Consider the following 17,557-nt stretch of genomic DNA (forward strand, 5'->3'; position numbering starts at 1 on the left):
AAGGGGTGGGTATGCTTTGCGCTAGTTGCTTAATCAACGTATACAACAGCCATAGATTTGGATTTCTTTGCGAAGTCAACAGACAGATCAGGTGGTGTCTACTATCTAGGAGGTGAAACCAAAATTGACACCCACAAAATATGCACAATTTCTGAATTTTTTAACAGAAGAATTATCAATTTCCCAGGCTTCTATTGAGGCGGCACAGAGGGTACATAAGCGGTCAGAAGAGAAACATAAGTATCCTGATCCAAGTCCCCTATCGATGACACTTTGGCAATATGGACTTGTGACCCTTGAACAACTTGAGAAAATCTTTGATTGGCTGGCAACAGCTTATTGAGATCTAAAAGCAGAAACGGGGTTTCTAGGTTTTTGATGGTCTCACCAAGATGGTCATAGAAACCCAGTTTCTGGCTATGATGGCGCTTTAACTGTCAAACTTTATTTTAGTTCAACTGTTGGAGGGTAGTTTCTAAGGCAGCGATCGCACAAAGAATATCGCGATCGCAAACAAAACCCAAATGCCCAATACGGAAGATTTTACCCTTGAGGTGATCTTGTCCTCCAGCCAAAACGATATCAAACTGTTTTCGCATGATAGAGCGCACCTTTTCCGCGTCTATAGACTCAGGAGGGCAAACCGCAGTTATAGCGGGACTAGCAGCATGATCGGGGGCAAATAGGGGCAAATTCAGGCCTTTGACCGCATCCCGTGTCATGGTCATTAAGCGATGATGACGGGCAAAAATATTCTCTAACCCCTCGGCTTTCATCATTTGCAAACTCACCTGGAGTGCATAAAACAGATTAACCGGGGGGGTAAAGGGGTTAGTATTTTTAGCTGCGGTTTTCCGGTATGGTCCCAGGTCGAAGTAATAGCGGGGTAGGTCAGCGGTTTTGTAGGCTTCCCATGCTTTAGGACTGACAGAGACAAAAGCTAGTCCTGGGGGAATCATATAACCCTTTTGGGAACCGGACCCTACCACATCTAATCCCCATTCATCAATAGGAAGATTAACAGCGCCTAAACTGGTGACTGCATCAACAATAATTAGGGCTTCCCCGTGGTTTTTGACGTGGCGGTTGATGGTTTCCAGGTCATTGAGAACCCCGGTTGAGGTTTCGCTGTGGGTGATAATGACTGCTTTAATTTGCTTTTCGGTGTCCGCTTCGAGGACTTCGCGGAATTTTTCGGGGTCTAGGGGTTGTCCCCATTCAGCGGAAATGATTTCTACATTTAACCCGTATGCTGTAGCGACTTCCGCCCAGCGATCGCCAAATTTACCGTTACAACCACATAAAACGCGATCGCCACGTTTGAGGAAATTAATAATTCCGGCTTCCATTGCACCAGTCCCGCTGGCGGTAAGGATTAAGACATCATTTTGGGTTTGGTGTAGCCATTTGAGGTTTTCTTGTACCTCCGCCATAATTTGACTAAAATCACCGCTGCGGTGTCCTATGGGGTGTTTAGCCAGGGCGAGTAATGCTTTTTCGGGTACTGGGGTTGGTCCCGGAATCATCAACATTAACTTATCATCCATTGCGGTATCTATCCGTATTTGTACTAGGTTATGGGGAACTAAATATTCTACTGGCTTTTAAGCTCTAGCTAACATTTGTTGCAGGGCGATTTGAGGATCTGGTTGTTTAACCAGGGATTCCCCGATTAAGACGGCTTCCGCGCCAGCTTGGACTACAATATCTAGGTCGGTGCTTTGATGCAAACCGGACTCACTGACCACCAGGATATTACTGGAGTTGATTTGCGATCGCCGTTTTTCTAATAGGGTGGTTGTGGTGTTGAGGTCTACGGTAAAATCGGAGAGGTTGCGGTTATTTATGCCAATCAGGTTAACTCCATCAAGTGCCAAAACGCGATCGAGTTCCGCGAGGGTATGAACTTCTACCAGGGCAGTCATGGTGAGCATCTTAGCAATTTTGAGAAAATATTGCAGATCCTGGTCAGACAAAATGGCTGCAATTAGCAAAACTGCATCAGCCCCATGTAGTCGTGCTAGATAGAATTGATAGGGGTAGATCATGAAATCCTTGCACAGTAGGGGCAGATCTACGGCGGCGCGGACTTTCGCGAGGTTTTCAAAGCTACCCTGAAAGAATTTTTCGTCAGTTAAAACGGAGATACAGCTTGCGCCGCCAAGTGAGTAACTTTTAGCGATCGCCACACAGTCAAAATCTTCTCTAATTATGCCTTTACTAGGGGAGGCTTTTTTCACTTCTGCGATGACGGCGGGACGGGTAGCCGAGGTTTTTAGCGCCCCCAGAAAATCCCGACAGGGGGGCAAGTCCATCACCCGTTTTCTTAATTCTAGTAATGGTAGGCGATCGCGTTTTTGGCTAACTTCCTTTTCTTTTTGCCAGACTATTTCTTCTAATATATGTCGTGGTTTAGCATCTGGTGTGACTATTTGGTAACTGAGATTGAGGACATCAACAGAAGGGTTAGGAGAATGGCGGCGAATTTCGATCATAGTTTCCGTAAAATTATCATCAGCTATCTAAGAATTATATGTCGAGTCCGCCCATAGTATACTGACATAATTTTAACCAATCACAGTTGGGAGGATAGGGAGGAAAACCCCGCCGCCAAGCTATAGTCATGACGGTGGGAGTTTCCATAACTACCGGATATGTTAGGACTTATTGAATTGTAAACCGTTTTCTTCAGCATAGCGACCCATAAATCGCATAAACCTATCCCACTCTTCAGGGCTTCTCATTAAGTAAGTCGCCTCAATATCGGTAGCTTTACCATTAATGAATTTTCCCTTAACTTCACGAGTGACAATTTCTCCTTCCTCGTCAATCAAATACATCCCAGTAATTTCCTCAGTCGCATCATCAGCCAAAGCCTTGGGATTTTGGAAACGAAATGTAGCCGTTCCTTGGCTACCATCTCGGGAACGAGTCAATCGCACATCTGGGATTACTTCTTCGTCAACTCCCCGTGAAAATTGAATTGAAGCCATAAATAACTATGCAGTCAAATACTAAACATTTGCCAGCTTAACATTTTTCGATCGCCCCTGTCTCCCTAAAAAAACAGACTCTGGCGCTACATAGCTACCACATTTTGCAAAATTTGTCAACCCCCAAATGGGAATCCCACGCCATGACATGATCGGAATATTTAGCGTGGGAGCAGGTTAGTTAGTAGCCGCCGGGTTCTTCCTCATATTCCGGCATTTTCTTTTTGTCAGGAATATTGACACGGGGGGCTTTATAAGGTTTAGGGGTTTCATCATCAGCCCAAGCATCAGACTCCACATCATCCTCATATTCATACTGATATTCTCGGGCATAGAGACGTTCTTGGCGGGGCGGTTCTATCGGCACATATTCCGCATCATCATAATCATCTCGTTCAGCATCTCCCCAGTTATCATCTTCATAATCATCATAAACTGGTTCAGGCTGTCTAACGGGGGGAGGGGCGATCGCCTCTTGCCAGGTTTCTTCTTCTTCCCAGGCTTCCTCAACCGGGGCGGGGGTGCGATATTGTTGTTGTGGTGGTGCTTGAGGAACACCAGTACCCAATTGGTTAGCAGGTTTAACCGTGGGGGGATAATACATTCCTTCTTCTTCGCGGTTCCAGGGTGCTTCACCCAGTCCGAGACGTTCCAGAACACCGACCGTCAACTGTTGAAGTTGATCTTCCGAGCCTTCAAAGACAATTAAGCGGTTCGGACCACTACTAACGATCGCATCTATGGAAAGTTCATAGGTACTAATAACCTGATCTGGAATTTGTGGGAAACCCAGAGAGGCAATAATAATGGATTCGAGCTTACCATCACGGGTATCGAAGCGGAAGCCCCGCACTCGTCCGAGGGGTTCTCCGGTTTCTGTAATTACCTCACTGTTGATCAAATCGCTGTAACCTTCTATATCAACATCATCTTCAAGAACCTGGTCGTTATCCACCAAGATCACGTCGCCGATCTCACAGATCCTGTTGAGATAGATGTATTTAGGGAGTCCAGCCACAGCCAGAAAATTGTCTCGCAACCCCAGGGCTACAATTTCTCGTCGGTCCACATCAACCCACAACTGGCTAACGACTCCTAGTCGCTTACCGCGATCGCGGGTAATCACTTGAGTGCCGAGAAGATCGGAACGTTGGCGGATATGTTCAGATGTCATACTTGGCTAAATTTAATTCCAAACGTAAATATATGTTACCGGGTCAACTTACTACAGTTTGATACCCAGAACCTGAGTATAAGCCCCCCTAGCTTGTGTGACCCCAGGTCTGCTGGGAGGCTTCCATCATTGGGCGACGCAGACTAACCACAATAAACTGGGCTTGTTCTGCTTCTCCTTTAATCATTTTAGCTAATAGTTCCACATTTGCCCCGTCGAAGAACATATCGACCTCATCGAAGGCATAAAATGGGGAGGGTCGGTAAGGCTGGAGGGCTGTTAGGGACTTCTCCCCTCCCGACATATAAGCCATGTAGGTTGGGTGAAACCCAACTACTGGGTAGGTTGGGTGAAACCCAACATCACTGATAGGGTGAAACCCAACATAACTGAGAGATGTTGTTGTTGGGTTCCGTACCTCCACCCAACCTACTAAATAGGCGATCGCCTTACCTCCTGGGTAGGTTGGGTGAAACCCAACATAACTGAGAGATGTTGTTGTTGGGTTCCGTACCTCCACCCAACCTACTAAATAGGCGATCGCCTTACCTCCTGGGTAGGTTGGGTGAAACCCAACATAACTGAGAGATGTTGTTGTTGGGTTCCGTACCTCCACCCAACCTACTAAATAGGCGATCGCCTTACCTCCTGGGTAGGTTGGGTGAAACCCAACATAACTGAGAGATGTTGTTGTTGGGTTCCGTACCTCCACCCAACCTACTAAATAGGCGATCGCCTTACCTCCTGGGTAGGTTGGGTGAAACCCAACATAACTGAGAGATATTGGTGTTGGGTTCCGTTCCTCCACCCAACCTACTAAATAGGCGATCGCCTTACCTCCCCACTGAGAGATGTTGGTGTTGGGTTCCCGTACTCCACCCAACCGACTAAATAGGCGATCGCCTTACCTCCCCACTGAGAGATGTTGGTGTTGGGTTCCCGTACTCCACCCAACCGACTAAATAGGCGATCGCCTTACCTCCCCACTGAGAGATGTTGGTGTTGGGTTCCCGTACTCCACCCAACCGACTAAATAGGCGATCGCCTTACCTCCCCACTGAGAGATGTTGTTGTTGGGTTCCGTACCTCCACCCAACCTACTAAATAGGCGATCGCCTTACCTCCCCACTGAGAGATGTTGTTGTTGGGTTCCCGTACTCCACCCAACCGACTAAATAGGCGATCGCCTTACCTCCCCACTGAGAGATGTTGTTGTTGGGTTCCCGTACTCCACCCAACCGACTAAATAGGCGATCGCCTTACCTCCCCACTGAGAGATGTTGTTGTTGGGTTCCGTACCTCCACCCAACCTACTAAATAAGCTCGCCGCCGAAATGCGATCGCCCTACTCACTTTCGATAAATTCGAGCTGGGTAGGTTGGGTGAAACCCAACATAACTGAGAGATGTTGTTGTTGGGTTCCGTACCTCCACCCAACCTACTAAATAAGCTCGCCGCCGAAATGCGATCGCCCTACTCACTTTCGATAAATTCGAGCTGGGTAGGTTGGGTGAAACCCAACATAACTGAGAGATGTTGTTGTTGGGTTCCGTACCTCCACCCAACCTACTAAATAAGCTCGCCGCCGAAATGCGATCGCCCTACTCACTTTCGATAAATTCGAGCTGGGTAGGTTGGGTGAAACCCAACATAACTGAGAGATGTTGTTGTTGGGTTCCGTACCTCCACCCAACCTACTAAATAAGCTCGCCGCCGAAATGCGATCGCCCTACTCACTTTCGATAAATTCGAGCTGGGTAGGTTGGGTGAAACCCAACATAACTGAGAGATGTTGTTGTTGGGTTCCGTGCTAAATAAGCTCGCCGCCGAAATGCGATCGCCCTACTCACTTTCGATAAATTCGAGCTGGGTAGGTTGGGTGAAACCCAACATAACTGAGAGATGTTGTTGTTGGGTTCCGTACCTCCACCCAACCTACTAAATAAGCTCGGCGCCGAAATGCGATCGCCCTACTCACTTTCGGTAAATTCGAGCTGGGTAGGTTGGGTGAAACCCAACATAACTGAGAGATGTTGTTGTTGGGTTCCGTACCTCCACCCAACCTACTAAATAAGCTCGGCGCCGAAATGCGATCGCCCTACTCACTTTCGATAAATTCGAGCTGGGTAGGTTGGGTGAAACCCAACATAACTGAGAGATGTTGTTGTTGGGTTCCGTACCTCCACCCAACCTACTAAATAAGCTCGGCGCCGAAATGCGATCGCCCTACTCACTTTCGGTAAATTCGAGCTGGGTAGGTTGGGTGAAACCCAACATAACTGAGAGATGTTGTTGTTGGGTTCCGTACCTCCACCCAACCTACTAAATAAGCTCGCCGCCGAAATGCGATCGCCCTACTCACTTTCGGTAAATTCGAGCTGGGTAGGTTGGGTGAAACCCAACATAACTGAGAGATGTTGTTGTTGGGTTCCGTGCTAAATAGGCTCCGCCGTGAAATGCGATTCCGCTCCTACTCACTTTCGATAAATTCGAGCTGGGTAGGTTGGGTGAAACCCAACATAACTGAGAGATGTTGTTGTTGGGTTCCCGTACCTCCACCCAACCTACTAAATAGTCTACGCCGAAATGCGATCGCCCTACTCACTTTCGATAAATTCGAGCTGGGTAGGTTGGGTGAAACCCAACATAACTGAGAGATGTTGTTGTTGGGTTCCGTACCTCCACCCAACCTACTAAATAAGCTCGCCGCCGAAATGCGATCGCCCTACTCACTTTCGATAAATTCGAGCTGGGTAGGTTGGGTGAAACCCAACATAACTGAGAGATGTTGTTGTTGGGTTCCGTACCTCCACCCAACCTACTAAATAAGCTCGCCGCCGAAATACGATCGCCCTACTCACTTTCGGTAAATTCGAGCTGGGTAGGTTGGGTGAAACCCAACATAACTGAGAGATGTTGTTGTTGGGTTCCGTACCTCCACCCAACCTACTAAATAAGCTCGCCGCCGAAATGCGATCGCCCTACTCACTTTCGATAAATTCGAGCTGGGTAGGTTGGGTGAAACCCAACATAACTGAGAGATGTTGTTGTTGGGTTCCGTACCTCCACCCAACCTAACTAAATAAGCTTCTACCCGAAATGCGATCGCCCTACTCACTTTCGATAAATTCGAGCTGGGTAGGTTGGGTGAAACCCAACATAACTGAGAGATGTTGTTGTTGGGTTCCGTACCTCCACCCAACCTACTAAATAAGCTCTACGGCTGAAATGCGATCGCCCTACTCACTTTCGATAAATTCGAGCTGGGTAGGTTGGGTGAAACCCAACATAACTGAGAGATGTTGTTGTTGGGTTCCGTACCTCCACCCAACCTACTAAATAAGCTCGGCGCCGAAATGCGATCGCCCTACTCACTTTCGATAAATTCGAGCTGGGTAGGTTGGGTGAAACCCAACATAACTGAGAGATGTTGTTGTTGGGTTTCGTACCTCCACCCAACCTACTAAATAAGCTCGCCGCCGAAATGCGATCGCCCTACTCACTTTCGATAAATTCGAGCTGGGTAGGTTGGGTGAAACCCAACATAACTGAGAGATGTTGTTGTTGGGTTCCGTACCTCCACCCAACCTACTAAATAAGCTCGCCGCCGAAATGCGATCGCCCTACTCACTTTCGAGGAATTCGAGGAAAGCGCAGGAAAGATTTTTATAAAATTCAGGAAACCATAAAATGAATCCCACCAATCCGCCTATTCCATAACATATTGTTATTATGGTTAATCCTAGCGCTGCATCAGAGGCTCCGGCCGCCTCAAACACCAAATATAAAAATAGACCCGCACAAGCACCCAACATTGCAAAAAAACCAGCGGCCGTCCATAACACAAAAATATTTACTAAAATAGCAAATACCAAACATAAGAAACGTGATAACACAGGGGTTCTTGCCATAAAAACGACTATTCAAACTAAAATTAAAATCGCATTAAAAACCCACATAACATCACCTCAATTGCTGTCTATTATCTTCAATCTACCTGATGATAAAGTTTTCGGGTTTAGCGATATCTAAGTCTCCTCAGACTTCAGTCATAAGACAGAAGAGAATAATATTGAGTCCTCAATTGTTTAGAGATATGTCCAGTATGGTTAATGAATTTGCAATTGTCAAGTATAGTGAAAATTTTTGTGACTTATTGTAAAGTAAAATACATTAAATCACCTTTTAGGAAATGCGATCGCTTTACCTCCCCACTGAGAGATGTTGGTGTTGGGTTTCGTACCTCCACCCAACCGACCCGGTGCGATCGCCTTACCTCTAAAAACACTTACGATAATTTGATACCCAGAACCTGAGTATAAGCCCCCCTAGCTTGTGTAACTCCAATCGTCCGCTGGGAGGCTTCCATCATGGGGCGACGCAGACTAACTACAATAAACTGGGCTTGTTCTGCTTGTCCTTTAATCATTTTAGCTAATCGTTCCACATTCGCTCCGTCCAAGAACATATCCACCTCATCGAAGGCATAAAATGGGGAGGGTCGGTAACGCTGGAGGGCAAAAATAAAACTTAGCGCCGTTAGGGACTTCTCCCCTCCCGACATAGAAGTTAGTCGCTGTACAGGCTTACCCTTGGGGTGAGCCACTAAATTTAGACCGCTATTAAAGGGGTCTTCTGGGTCATCAATTTGTAAATATCCATCTCCCTCCGACAATTCGGCAAAAATGGTTTGGAAGTTTTGGTTAACTGCATCAAAGGCTTCCTGAAAAGCGCGACGGCGGAGAGTCGTAAAGTTTTCAATGCGTAATAGTAGCTCTGTCCTCTCCCCGTGTAGGGTAGCCAATTTTTGGCTTAACTCCTCTAGGCGGGTAGTAGTATGCTCGTACTCTTCCAAGGCTAACATATTCACAGGTTCTAGATCTTCCATCCGCTTGGTCAGGGATTTAATCTCTCGTTGGAGGGTAGCTAGATCCAGTTTTTCGGGAATGGTCGGTAGTGGGTCGGGAAGTTCAGCTTTTTGGGTCTCTAGCTGTTGCTGTTTAATGTTCAGTTGTTCACGCCGTCCCTGTTGGGTTTCCTCAAGTTTCTGGATCTGCCATTCCAACTGCGACTGGGCGGTTTGCATTTCCCGTAGTTGTGCTTCGGCGCGATCGCGTTCTTGTTTGGCGGTTCCCAAACGTTGCTCAACCTGGGAGATGGCTGCGCGGGTTTGGCTAATTTGGCTATTGATGGTGGTGATGCGGTTTTGGGTGTCGGTGATTTGTTGGTTAAGGGACTGTTGCTGCTGCTGGAAGTCGGCGGCGCGGAGATGGTCGGCTGCTAATTTTTCGCCCAGGGCGGCTGTAGTGGTCTCAATGTACCCTAACCGCTGTTGAACCTCTCGCAGAGCCGTTTCTTGGGCTTGTAGGTGCGCTTCTTGTTGGCGGAGGCGAACTTGTATCTGTTGCCATTCCGTGTGGCTGTTGGTTCTTTCCAATTGGGCTAGGGTTTCCCGATCGCTTTGTAGTTGTTGTTCTGCGGCGGGAATGGTGCTATCTAGTGCTGCTAGACGTTCCCTGGCGGTGGATAATTCTTGCTGGGCGGTGTTTAGTTGCGATCGTGTTTGTTCTATGGTGGTGGTGATAGCCACAATTTGCGACTGGACTTGAGCCACCTGTTGGGTAGCCTCTCGCAGATTTTGTTTAGCCTCGATTAATTCCGCAGAACGTTGTTTAACAGTTTGTGTGCCTTCTGTAATAGCTTGATGGCAACGGGTGAGGATACGTTCTATTTCCGCTAATCTTTCTTTGAGAGAGGCGATCGCACCAGTGGCGGCTCTAAGTTGATTATCTGCACTGCCAAAGTGTAGGCTAGAACGGGATGTGCTACTGCCCCCGGTCATGGCTCCACTAGATTCTAACAATTCCCCATCTAATGTCACCATCCGATATTGTCCCAGATAGCGCCGGGCTTGATTTAGGGACTTAAATACTAAGGTTGTGCCAAACACATATCGGAAAATGCCATGATAAGGGCGATCGTATTCAATTAAATTTACCGCCAGGTCTACTAAGCCATCCAGGGAGAGCCGAGTATAAGTTTCCATTCTCTCTGATGATGGTCTGATTTTGTTGAGGGGGAGAAACGTAGCCCGTCCGGCTTTTTGTCGTTTCAACAGGGCGATCGCTTCCGCCGCCACCGTATCATCTTCCACCACTATATGCCCTAATCTACCTCCCGCCGCAATGTCTAGGGCTAGTTGGTATTGAGGCTCTACCCTCCCCAACTGACAGACCAAACCACAGACCCCAGTTAACCCCGCTTTTTGAATCGCCATGGTCGCATAGGTCCCCGCCGCCTCCGCTCGGGCTTGTTGTTCAGCTTCTAGGCGGTCTAGCTTGCGTTGACGTTCCCGCTGTTCTTCTAATAAGCGGTTAAGGGTGTCTTGTTGGACAGACAGATCTTCTTCTACCGCCGTAACTATCCGCGAGAGAGACTCTACCTGAGCCGTCGCCTCGCTAACCCCACTGGTTGCCCTTTGCAGGGTTTGCTGGTGGGTAGTTAATTCCCCTTGTAAAGATTCTAGCGCCTGTTCCCTTTCCTGGGTTTGGCGCGCCAACTGTTCCGCCCTCTCCCGCAGTCTCGCTTGTTCTGTCTTTTGGGGGTTCAGGCTTTTTTGCAAGGCTTCTATTTGGCGGTGTAGGTCCGTCTGTTGTACCATCCAACTTTCCGCTTGGTTGGCTATTTGGTCCGCTTCCCTACGGGTTTGGTTAAGGCTAGTTTCTGCCACATGGCGATCGCTTTCCCGTTGTTGTTCTAACTCGGTTTCCGTCTTTTTTTGGGCTTGCAAATTAGCCAGGGTTTGGCTATGTTCTTCAATAGCCGCTTGAGTTTGTCCGAGCTGCTCACTCGCCTTTTGCGCCGCCGTTTCCAATTCCCGCCGCCTTTGCTGCTGAGAAGCCAATTCCGCTTCCTGGGTAGCCAGGGTAGACTGGAGTTGCAGCAGTTCCTCTTCCCCCATGGCTTTTACTAGAGCGTTTAATGCTTCCAGGGTAGTGGTTGCTTGTTTAATTTGGCTTTGCTGCAACTGGAATTGTTCCGTCAATTCACTATGACTGCGATCGCCTGCTTCTATTTGTTCCCTGTACCGCCAGAGTTGTTGTTGTAGGGTTTGATAGTTTAGTACCGCCCACCAAAGGCTTTTTTCCTGTAATTCAGCTTTGAGTTGCTGATATTTCATAGCTTGGGCGCGGTCCTTCGCTAGGCGATCGCGTTGGCTAATAAGTTCCTGTTCAACTATGCGGCTACGTTCCTCCCGTTCCTTCACTGTATCCAGTTTTTCCCGCGCTAGAACAATTTTGCGATCGAATTGTGCCACTCCCGCCAGTTCGTCGATAATTTCCCGCCTTTCCCTGGGTTTCATCGTGATAATACCCGTCACGTCTCCCTGAAGCACCACGTTATAACCTTCTGGGTAGATCCGCAGACGGTTTAGTTGTTCGTGTAGTTCTGTTTGCGTACAGGGTTCCCCATTAATGTAGTAGGTGGAGGTATAAGTTCCCTGTTTCGTCACCCGCAATTTCCGGGTCACACTCCATTCCCCCTCAGCTACCAGTCCCCTTGCTCCCGTTTCTCCCTCCCCTTCCAGTTCCGTCGGTTCCTCTTCTAGTTCTGCAAATGTTAGGTCTGATAGGTCAAAGGTAACCGTAACCCGAGTTTCTACCGTCGTTTTCCGGCTTTGGGAATTATTCACCAAATCAGGTAATCTTTCCGCGCGCATTCCTTTCGAGGAAGACAGACCTAGCGCGAATAATAGAGCATCAAGAATGTTGGATTTCCCAGAACCATTCGGTCCAGACACCACAGTAAACCCCGGTAGCAGGGGAATTGATGTAGTGCCACCGAAGGATTTAAAGTTGGTAAGTTCCACGCGCTTAATGTGAACCATTGAGGCTGGTTAAGATTGCCAATCAGGTATTATAGGGGTTTACCCATTAGGGTAGCATATATGGTTAGTGGCTTTTTCCGTAATCGTGCTAACATGGGGACCTGTGAAAGGCTAGGAAGGTAGATTATGGAAGATACGGCCCTACTTGATGGGATTATCGGCTTTTTGGCGATCGCTATTTTGGTCGGGGGTCTCATTTTACTGTTTCAAGGGGTTTCTTCGATTAAGTAGGATATCAACTGGGAGTTAATTGATTAGTATGTCCGAGGTCGAGTTCCAACAAATTACCCTCGAAAATCCTGATTTTGCCAAGGCGATCGCACTCTATCAACAGAGTTTTTTACCCCAGGAAATCATCCCCATTCCCATCATATCCCGGTCGCTCAAGTTAGGCAATATTCAACTATGGGGGGGATATTATCAGCAAGAATTTGCCCTGATGTCCATTGTCCATCCTCTGCCAAATTCCGAATTTGTTTTGTTAGGATATTTAGCCACCGTTCCCCATTTAAGAAACATTAAAATCGGTTCTCGGTTTTTAGAGTATATTATCAATGTGGTTCAACAGGATGATAAATCACTTATCCTAGAGGTGGAACATCCAGATTTTGGCGAAAATCGCCAGTTAAAACAGCGCCGCGTTGCCTTTTATCGAAGGTTAGGCGCTAAGATATTTCAGGATATTATCTACATTTTTCCTGCCTTAGATGGCACTACAACCACCGAAATGATGTTAATGATTATCGGCGAAAAACATCATGACAAGTTACCCCAAACCCTTGTACAGCAGTTAATCCGCGACTTATATTCAGAGGTCTATAACTGCAATCCTGATGACTCGATTTTTAATTGGATTGCAGATATAAAACACGACATTAATTTGGTTAGTTAGTCGTCATTGTAATTACCTGTGATAATAGGGCGGGTCAATTAATCATTAATTATCAAACCGAAAGGCGGCGGGGAGAGATAATTGTGGGAAAGGTTTAACCTCAGCGGGTTTAGCCGAATTTCCGTTTTGGGATGCGGGGTTAGATTCATCCGAGGCTAACATCTCTCGAAGGAGACGAGCGATCGCTCTTTGTGCTAAATCTCCCGCGACCTGCTGACTCAAATCTCGGACTTCCGGTTTTCCTAATAAGTTGGGAACCCGCTGGACTAATAGCATGGGGTCGAAACCTTTAGTTTCCTGAAGAATAGCAATAATCCGCTGAACATGATCAAGATTTTTGCTGTCAGTTTCTGATACTGGCTTGACCGGTGTTTTAGTCTTAACCCCCATCCATTGAGCAATAGTCCTTTGTGCTTTAGCGATCGCACTTTGGGAAGCCAAATCAATATTATTAACCAGTTCCCGCGCCAGATTTTCTCGGATAAACTCTCCTCTTTCCGAGAACAGGAAATCTAAAGTCTGATCCAGAACCTTATTGATATCATAATCATCGCTATTTTTAGCATTTTTCAGCAAATTTTCCAAACGATTCCACCGGAAGGAACCATCTTTAAATAGTAGTAGGCGCAGAGAAGTTCGCAACTCTGGCGATGGGTCACTTAACAAGCGTTTGGCTACATAAGGATAGGCTTTGCTGAGAACTTTAAAATTGGGGTCTACATTAATCGCAATTCCCTCTAAAGTTACCAGCGATCGGATAATTAGCGCATAATAAGCCGGAACCTTAAACGGGTACTCATACATCAAAGCCGAAAGTTCATCGGTAATGCTTTTAAAATTCAACTCGGCTACACTAGCACCCAAAGCATTATTAAAAACTTCCCCTAAAGCTGGGATAATCGGGGTTAGGTCAGTGTCAGGACTCAAAAACTCCAGTTTTACATAGTCGTTGGCTAAACCTTCAAAATCCCGATTAACTAGATGCACCACTGCTTCTAGTAGACCATAACGCTGATAGGGTTTAACCTCGCTCATCATCCCGAAATCGAGATAAACTAACTTGCCATCTGGACTAGCCAGCAAGTTTCCGGGGTGAGGGTCAGCATGAAAAAAGCCATGTTCTAGGAGTTGACGGAGGGAACATTGCACCCCCACTTCAATCAAATAACGAGCATCAATTCCCTGAGCCGCAATTTCTTCTAAATTCGTGAGTTTGGTTCCCGTCACCCACTCCATTGTTAGCACCCGCCGTCCGGTATATTCCCAATAGATACGGGGTACATAAATATCTTTTAAATGTCCGTAGAGTTCTTGGAAGCGTTCCGCATTATGACCTTCTTGGTTGTAGTCCATTTCTTCATAAATGCGACTCCCCAACTCATCCATAATCGCTACTAAGTCGCTGCGAATAAATTTCAAGTTATTATTCGCCCAAATTGCCAAAGTTCGCAGAATATAAATATCTAGTCCTATTCTTTCGCACAGGTCAGGACGCTGAACTTTGACGGCTACGGTTTCACCTGTTTTCAGTTTGCCTTTATAAACTTGTCCCAGGGACGCGGCGGCGAGGGGGTCGCGGCTAAGTTCAGCATAGATGTTTTCTGGTCGCGCGCCTAATTCCTCTTCAATAAACCGATAGGCTACTTCGTTGGGGAAGGGGGGTAATTGGTCCTGGAGTTTGGTTAATTCCTCAAGATATAGTGGCGGTACTAAATCAGGACGGGTTGATAAGGCTTGTCCGATTTTGATGAAGGCTGGACCGAGTTCGGTTAGCAGGTTTCGCAGTTGAATGGCTCGTTTTCGCTGATTACGATCGCCTCTAGCAAATCGGCGATCGCTCCAAATTCCCCAATACCAGAATCCTAGTTTCCAGATAATTGACAACAGGCGACCCCAAACCTCAAAAATCCGCGAACGATAATGATTGGCGATCGCTTCGGGGTCATAACGCAATAAGACATCCTCCGAGTTGGCTGGTGTATCTATGGTTTCCGAGTAGTTCACATCAATAGCCTCGGTTTCGAGTGCTTTCGGCGTTAGTGAGTTGGAGTCAGCCTCGGACAATGTAGGCAACACTGGTTTAGCTGTCATGTCAATCTTGGTTAGGGTCTGATGTTGATTGTAAACTATCGTAACAAATTTTCAGCTAAAGTTCTAACCGTGTTGAATTGACTCTCGCATCAATCTATGACATAGATTAAGTAAATGACAACGACTGTTGACGGGAAGCCTAGGAGGAGGTGATTCGGAGTTTGGCCAATCTTTTAAGTCAAAACAGGGACAGCAGGGTGTTGGCATACCGTGAGTGCGGACCGGAATAGGAATTGCACACCTAGCACAGTCGATGATTTCCCATTCTGGTGTCAGCAGTTCTGCTATGGTCTCATTGGTTCCCTCTAGGTAGCAGTCGCCAGACTCTGGACTTAAAATTTGTTCCCAGCACTTCTCAAATTCTCGGCTATAGCGATCGCCTGTAATCGTCGGTAATGGTAGTTGAGTTTGGTTGCCGTTATTCAGGACAACTTTTTTGCCTAACTGAAACCAGTAGGCTAGGTATTGTTTCACTTGGTTTTCGGAAGCCATAATTTTTGTTCCTGGTTGCCCTTCATCGTTGCCAATTGGGAGAATTTCTGACTCCTATTGATTATTTTAGCTTAAAAAAGATGATGTCGGGGAGATTCAAATCTTTAATAATATTTAATTTTTGGCAGGAATGACTAATCATTTATTATCAATACTGTAGCCATATCAATCAGTATTATTGCGGATTAGTTGAACCATATAAGCAGATTGGACTAGGGAATTTTCCGTAATTTCCACATTGTCTAGTTTATGGTATGCGGCTTAAAATAAATTTACTGGCAACAGTAGACAGTTGTTGCTAACAGCCCAATTAACGAGGACTCTTAGGATGAGTACGGCTTTCTCGGTTTTAGACCTAGCCAAACAAGGAGATATTAATGCGATCGCTACATTAATTAAAAACAAACTAGAATCGAAAGGTATTCGGGTAAAGTTTGACTGTGTTCAAGGAGACATTAAGTTATTTTTAGAATCTTCCCAACTGGGAGGAAAAACCGTAGGGGATGCTGTTTATAAGTATGTGGAAGCCAGCAAGTTTAACTTACAGTCTATTAACTATATAAAAATCTATAAGACGAATGAAGGTCGTTGGAAATTAGTTTATCGAGTCGAAGTTGAGCAGAAGAAGACTGACAATGTAATCCCCCTAGGAGCCAACTCCCCTCGGGCTATTACCGCACCACAAATAAACGGTAAGACTTCCGACTTACTCCCTCTGAAACAAGACTTGGAACAGTTACACGAATCTGTCAAAACTGAAATTAACCGTCTGTCTGAAATTTCATCCCAATTAGAAAGAGTGTTGCAGGTATTAGAACCTAAGATTCCTTCACCTGAACCCGTAAAAACCAACCAAGAACCGACCGAATTAATTAACTGGCTAGAAAAACTGGAGATTAAAGTTAACAGTAGTAATCAACCTAGTGATTCAGATGATGTGCTAAATCAACTAGCTGATATCATTGGTAATAACTACCAAAATTTAAGCAGATTACATCAAGCGATCGTCCAGAGTATTTGTAGCCGAAGTCCTTTTCATCTCAACTTATCAAATAGCAGTCAACCAGAGATATCGCAATCGACACAATTATGTAATAAGCTAAGTCGTCTCAGCTTTCTGTCAACCTATCACTATAATAAAAATACTAGAACCATTTCCGGTCAAGTTGACCCCCAAGGACAAATCATCAATTTCTTTAATGGTATTTGGTTTGAGAGGTTTATTTACCACAAAATCACCAATTTATTTAATGAGTATAATCTGAGCTATCAGTGCTTAATTAATCCCAAGCTAGAATTTGCGAATGGAAATGTATTTGAGTTAGATTTTCTATTTTGGGTTAACCAACAAGTTCTCTGGGTTGAATGCAAATCAGGTAAAAATTATAACCCGACTATCAGTACCTATGAGAATCATAGAAATTCCCTAGAATTACCGAAAGAATCGTCGATGATGGTATTATTACAAGCAGATACACAACAAACAGGAGATCTGACTACACTGCGAGGCTTAACCATTGTGAATCCTGATAATTGCATTGATCAAATTAAACAAACTCTCAACTTAGATAGTTAAGAGCAAGTGGGAATCTATTTTTTTTAGTTAGGGGTTAGGTGCTAAAGTCCGCGTGATTAGCGGTTAACACATCCCTAGGATTTCCATGGACTTTTCTAGGACTTCATCAGGGTCAAAAGGCTTAGTCATATACAAATTGGCTCCCACCTTTTCACCCTGTTGTTTATCAAATTCCTGACCTTTAGCAGTGAGCATAATCACAAAAACATCAGATAATCCCAGTTCATTTTTGACGGCGTTACAGACATCAAAACCATTCATTTTCGGCATCATCACATCCAGAAAAATTAAATCCGGCTTTTGTTCTTTGATAATGGCTAACGCCGCCTCACCATTATCAGCAATTAATAATTCTACACCCTCATCTTCTAGTTCTTCCAAAGTTTGTTGAAGCAATAGCCTGATATGAGGTTCATCATCTACAATTAAAATACTTGGTGACATCAGCTTT

Annotated in this window: 18 protein-coding genes and 1 pseudogene; 4 read left to right on the forward strand and 15 right to left on the reverse strand. The window is 45.8% G+C overall.

Annotated features, from left to right (window positions below):
* Nucleotides 1–124: 124 nt before the first annotated feature.
* Complete coding sequence (locus HFV01_RS21555; protein ID WP_035759814.1) at nucleotides 125–343, forward strand: DUF2949 domain-containing protein; 219 nt, start codon at nucleotides 125–127, stop codon at nucleotides 341–343.
* A gap of 106 nt (nucleotides 344–449) precedes the next feature.
* Here the strand turns inward: HFV01_RS21555 and HFV01_RS21560 are convergent, their stop codons facing one another.
* The 10 genes and pseudogenes from HFV01_RS21560 to HFV01_RS21605 form a co-directional block, all read right to left on the reverse strand.
* Complete coding sequence (locus tag HFV01_RS21560) at nucleotides 450–1,547, reverse strand: pyridoxal-phosphate-dependent aminotransferase family protein (protein ID WP_006621244.1); 1,098 nt, start codon at nucleotides 1,545–1,547, stop codon at nucleotides 450–452.
* 57 nt (nucleotides 1,548–1,604) lie between these two features.
* The gene (trpC, locus tag HFV01_RS21565) at nucleotides 1,605–2,495 is read right to left on the reverse strand and encodes an indole-3-glycerol phosphate synthase TrpC (RefSeq protein ID WP_006621245.1); all 891 of its coding nucleotides are present in this window, start codon (nucleotides 2,493–2,495) and stop codon (nucleotides 1,605–1,607) included.
* 162 nt (nucleotides 2,496–2,657) lie between these two features.
* A complete protein-coding gene (psb28, locus tag HFV01_RS21570) occupies nucleotides 2,658–2,993 on the reverse strand; it encodes a photosystem II reaction center protein Psb28 (RefSeq protein WP_006621246.1) in 336 nt (111 codons plus the stop codon).
* Between the two features lie 181 nt (nucleotides 2,994–3,174).
* Nucleotides 3,175–4,167 (reverse strand): PRC-barrel domain-containing protein, encoded by a 993-nt coding sequence (locus tag HFV01_RS21575; RefSeq protein ID WP_006621247.1) that lies wholly within the window; start codon nucleotides 4,165–4,167, stop codon nucleotides 3,175–3,177.
* A 51-nt stretch (nucleotides 4,168–4,218) separates the two neighbouring features.
* Nucleotides 4,219–4,480 (reverse strand): annotated as a pseudogene (locus HFV01_RS32185) (chromosome segregation protein SMC); the annotation flags it as partial.
* Between the two features lie 574 nt (nucleotides 4,481–5,054).
* A complete protein-coding gene (locus HFV01_RS21585; protein WP_193520369.1) occupies nucleotides 5,055–5,192 on the reverse strand; it encodes a hypothetical protein in 138 nt (45 codons plus the stop codon).
* A 4-nt stretch (nucleotides 5,193–5,196) separates the two neighbouring features.
* Nucleotides 5,197–5,334 (reverse strand): hypothetical protein, encoded by a 138-nt coding sequence (locus HFV01_RS21590; protein ID WP_193520370.1) that lies wholly within the window; start codon nucleotides 5,332–5,334, stop codon nucleotides 5,197–5,199.
* Between the two features lie 75 nt (nucleotides 5,335–5,409).
* On the reverse strand, nucleotides 5,410–5,604 hold the full coding sequence (locus tag HFV01_RS21595; RefSeq protein WP_193520371.1) for a hypothetical protein: 195 nt from the start codon (nucleotides 5,602–5,604) through the stop codon (nucleotides 5,410–5,412).
* A gap of 1,033 nt (nucleotides 5,605–6,637) precedes the next feature.
* Nucleotides 6,638–6,856 (reverse strand): hypothetical protein, encoded by a 219-nt coding sequence (locus tag HFV01_RS21600; RefSeq protein WP_318285859.1) that lies wholly within the window; start codon nucleotides 6,854–6,856, stop codon nucleotides 6,638–6,640.
* 168 nt (nucleotides 6,857–7,024) lie between these two features.
* Entirely contained in the window at nucleotides 7,025–7,369 is a 345-nt protein-coding gene (locus tag HFV01_RS21605; RefSeq protein WP_193520372.1) for a hypothetical protein, read from the reverse strand.
* A gap of 530 nt (nucleotides 7,370–7,899) precedes the next feature.
* Here HFV01_RS21605 and HFV01_RS21610 point away from each other — a divergent pair.
* The gene (locus HFV01_RS21610) at nucleotides 7,900–8,199 is read left to right on the forward strand and encodes a hypothetical protein (RefSeq protein WP_048894935.1); all 300 of its coding nucleotides are present in this window, start codon (nucleotides 7,900–7,902) and stop codon (nucleotides 8,197–8,199) included.
* Nucleotides 8,200–8,320: 121 nt separating this feature from the next.
* Here the strand turns inward: HFV01_RS21610 and HFV01_RS31090 are convergent, their stop codons facing one another.
* Together HFV01_RS31090 and smc are read right to left on the reverse strand one after the other, a co-directional pair.
* On the reverse strand, nucleotides 8,321–8,455 hold the full coding sequence (locus HFV01_RS31090) for a hypothetical protein (RefSeq protein WP_257720188.1): 135 nt from the start codon (nucleotides 8,453–8,455) through the stop codon (nucleotides 8,321–8,323).
* Nucleotides 8,456–12,055: a chromosome segregation protein SMC gene (gene smc / locus HFV01_RS21615; RefSeq protein ID WP_193520373.1), complete on the reverse strand. Its 3,600-nt coding sequence runs from the start codon at nucleotides 12,053–12,055 to the stop codon at nucleotides 8,456–8,458.
* A 259-nt stretch (nucleotides 12,056–12,314) separates the two neighbouring features.
* Here smc and HFV01_RS21620 point away from each other — a divergent pair, with 259 nt between their 5' ends.
* Complete coding sequence (locus HFV01_RS21620) at nucleotides 12,315–12,947, forward strand: GNAT family N-acetyltransferase (RefSeq protein WP_046320018.1); 633 nt, start codon at nucleotides 12,315–12,317, stop codon at nucleotides 12,945–12,947.
* Nucleotides 12,948–12,992: 45 nt separating this feature from the next.
* Here HFV01_RS21620 and HFV01_RS21625 read toward each other — a convergent pair whose 3' ends face one another.
* Together HFV01_RS21625 and HFV01_RS21630 are read right to left on the reverse strand one after the other, a co-directional pair.
* Entirely contained in the window at nucleotides 12,993–15,038 is a 2,046-nt protein-coding gene (locus HFV01_RS21625) for an ABC1 kinase family protein (protein ID WP_006621255.1), read from the reverse strand.
* 63 nt (nucleotides 15,039–15,101) lie between these two features.
* Nucleotides 15,102–15,530: a hypothetical protein gene (locus HFV01_RS21630; protein ID WP_006621256.1), complete on the reverse strand. Its 429-nt coding sequence runs from the start codon at nucleotides 15,528–15,530 to the stop codon at nucleotides 15,102–15,104.
* 328 nt (nucleotides 15,531–15,858) lie between these two features.
* On the opposite strand from HFV01_RS21630, the gene HFV01_RS21635 reads away from it, so the two are divergent.
* Nucleotides 15,859–17,106 carry a hypothetical protein gene (locus HFV01_RS21635; RefSeq protein ID WP_006621257.1) on the forward strand — a complete coding sequence of 416 codons (1,248 nt, stop codon included), beginning with the start codon at nucleotides 15,859–15,861 and terminating at the stop codon, nucleotides 17,104–17,106.
* A 63-nt stretch (nucleotides 17,107–17,169) separates the two neighbouring features.
* Here HFV01_RS21635 and HFV01_RS21640 read toward each other — a convergent pair whose 3' ends face one another.
* Nucleotides 17,170–17,550, reverse strand: a complete 381-nt coding sequence (locus tag HFV01_RS21640) for a response regulator transcription factor (RefSeq protein ID WP_006621258.1) — start codon at nucleotides 17,548–17,550, stop codon at nucleotides 17,170–17,172.
* Between the last annotated feature and the right edge of the window lie 7 nt (nucleotides 17,551–17,557).

It is taken from the genome of Limnospira fusiformis SAG 85.79 (assembly GCF_012516315.1).
Classification (GTDB): Bacteria; Cyanobacteriota; Cyanobacteriia; order Cyanobacteriales; family Microcoleaceae; genus Limnospira; species Limnospira fusiformis.

Bases quoted from the DNA above. Each gene is read 5' to 3' on its own strand.
- HFV01_RS21560 (WP_006621244.1), bottom strand. From the start codon at position 1,547: ATGGATGATAAGTTAATGTTGATGATTCCGGGACCAACCCCAGTACCC.
- trpC (WP_006621245.1), bottom strand. From the start codon at position 2,495: ATGATCGAAATTCGCCGCCATTCTCCTAACCCTTCTGTTGATGTCCTC.
- psb28 (WP_006621246.1), bottom strand. From the start codon at position 2,993: ATGGCTTCAATTCAATTTTCACGGGGAGTTGACGAAGAAGTAATCCCA.
- HFV01_RS21575 (WP_006621247.1), bottom strand. From the start codon at position 4,167: ATGACATCTGAACATATCCGCCAACGTTCCGATCTTCTCGGCACTCAA.
- HFV01_RS21610 (WP_048894935.1), top strand. From the start codon at position 7,900: ATGGTTAATCCTAGCGCTGCATCAGAGGCTCCGGCCGCCTCAAACACC.
- smc (WP_193520373.1), bottom strand. From the start codon at position 12,055: ATGGTTCACATTAAGCGCGTGGAACTTACCAACTTTAAATCCTTCGGT.
- HFV01_RS21620 (WP_046320018.1), top strand. From the start codon at position 12,315: ATGTCCGAGGTCGAGTTCCAACAAATTACCCTCGAAAATCCTGATTTT.
- HFV01_RS21625 (WP_006621255.1), bottom strand. From the start codon at position 15,038: ATGACAGCTAAACCAGTGTTGCCTACATTGTCCGAGGCTGACTCCAAC.
- HFV01_RS21630 (WP_006621256.1), bottom strand. From the start codon at position 15,530: ATGGCTTCCGAAAACCAAGTGAAACAATACCTAGCCTACTGGTTTCAG.
- HFV01_RS21635 (WP_006621257.1), top strand. From the start codon at position 15,859: ATGAGTACGGCTTTCTCGGTTTTAGACCTAGCCAAACAAGGAGATATT.
- HFV01_RS21640 (WP_006621258.1), bottom strand. From the start codon at position 17,550: ATGTCACCAAGTATTTTAATTGTAGATGATGAACCTCATATCAGGCTA.